Source organism: Monashia sp. HAY1-2A (genome assembly GCF_056755315.1).
Genome location: NZ_JBNDHY010000281.1, coordinates 1 through 2,116, shown reverse-complemented (window position 1 = coordinate 2,116; position 2,116 = coordinate 1). Strand labels below are relative to the sequence as shown.

General features: G+C 66.9%; 1 pseudogene. It reads right to left on the bottom strand.

The features are described 5' to 3' along the window. Nucleotides 1–1,688: 1,688 nt before the first annotated feature. Nucleotides 1,689–2,116 (bottom strand): annotated as a pseudogene (locus ACPYOM_RS21770) (hypothetical protein); the annotation flags it as partial.

Genomic DNA, 2,116 nt, shown 5'->3' with positions numbered 1-2,116 from the left:
CAACCACCACCGACCCCACACCGCCTGCGGGAACAAGCCACCCATCACCCGCTTAACCAACCTGTCGGGTCAGTACAACTAGCGCTCTCACCGTAGGCGGCGGCATGCTGCCGTCGGGGACGTGGTGGCCCGACCAGCATGGCCGTTGGGCTAGCAGTTGACTTGCCGCAGGGGGATGGGGCCGGGTTCCTGCAGACCCGCGACGCCATCGTGCGCCGCGATGGTGATGGGCCCGCGCGCCAGCCAGGCGCGTCCTCAGCACGGCGGGGGCGACGCCCGGGTCAACGACCTGTCAGGCTACTCGTCTGCCGTTGGGGCGTGTGTCTCGCCGGGGTGGGGGAGCATTCGCCATGTCTAGTTTTGTCAGCACGCCCCAGGTGCACGACGAGGCGGCTGCGGGTCGGTCTCGTCTTTGATGGAAGCGAGCGCAGGCAAGGTCGCGTTCTCAGCCGCGGTTCCGCTAGGGGGTCGCGCTGGCGAGGTCGCATGGGGGCGCCGGTGACGCCTCGCATGCAGGCCTGCCCGTCGGCATAAAGGCCCCGACGTAGACCGGCCCCGTCGAAGTTGACGACGGCTGGTCGGGTAAGCCTCATGCGAGCGAGGGAGACGGTCGTGCCGTCTGTATGGCTGTGATGTGGATTTTCGTTGCCCGGTCCAGAGCGGGCGCCGCGTGGCCCGTGGCCACAACGGACATGGTCCCGATCCGCTCCGCGTCGGCGACCGGGTGCGAGAGCGATGGGGCTCAGGAGAGGCCTGCAGCTGGCTCCCAGCGGTGAACCAGGTCTTCAAACGACGGCTCCTGATCGAATCGTGCAGCGCGTGCGGGCGGTCACTTGCAGACGGTCGTTGTTTACCGGATCTGCCGATGCCAGCGCGCTTTCGTCAGCCGCGCCCTCGCTCGATGCACTTGACGGCCCACGCCTGTCTTGGCGGCCGCACGGGGTCGGCCGCATCCCGCGGGAGGCAGGCGTACTCGACAAAGCCAATGCAGACCAACTCGTGAGTGCATATGCTCCGCGCAAGCATGACGCCCAGGGGAGGGACCATGGCAGAGAACCAGATGGAGCCGCCTTGCCTCAGCGCGATGCGCTTGGCGGCTCGTTAGCGCCCCAGGACGCAGTTCCAGAAGATCCGGTGGGCGCACCTTCAGAACCTGCTGCGCGAATACGACGTGCTTTGGGCTGCCGCGCCTGAAGAGACTCGCAAGCTAGTCCTGGCCACTCGGTCGACGGGCGACTGGTCCCGCTACCCAAACTGAGCTTGCCGGAGGGTTGGCGATGAACTGTGACGCGATCGTCGAGGTAACCCCGACGCGGAAGTGCGGCGAGCCGGCGAAGTGCAGGGTCGCCCACGAATCGCCAAAACGGACGCTGTTCGCATGTGGCACACCAGACCACCTCGAACAGCTAGTGGAGACGTCCTTGGAGTTCGATCCCGTGCTGCGAGTCGCAAAGGCCGGTCTCATGAACGTTCCCGAAGTGGTGCGGTAGCGCTTAAGCCCTTTGGCAGCCGTCCGGGCTCCGGAACCGCGACGGAGCCCCACGGAGACCCCCGCTTCCCCAGGGCGCACCGTGGCGATGGCAGGGCGACTCTGCGTCACTTCGCCGCTACTCGACCTGGCGGACGCAGGCGCGGATGCCCATCCCTCGCCTCGCGATTCCTGGCTTGGGCGGGCTACCGCCCCGCATTCATGAGTGGCTGCGACCGGCGAACGTTTGCCCATCAAATCCATCGGCCTCGGCGACTCCAAATGCTGGCACGGTCCCGTCCTGGGAGGACAGTTCCGTGGAGGACAGGCTCGCGGGCACGACTGGCTCGATCTCATCCGGAGTCGCCGGAGCGGGACGCAACTTCGGCGGTGCAGCCGACCACGCCTTCAGGTCCTGGAGGATGTCCGCGTAAAACGCGTCGATGCCGTTCAGGACCGAGTCGATGAACGTGCCTCTTCCGCGGCCCCGCTTGGGCCCCAGCGTGGTCGTGGCCGCGACGCGGAAACTGCGGATCTCCTTTCCCGAGTCGACCAGCAGGGACGCCGGGTTTTCTCGCACCGTCCGCAGCAGTTCTGCGCTGCTGGAGCCGCGCGAATGTGCGGTGTAGCACTCAACCCTGATCGTGT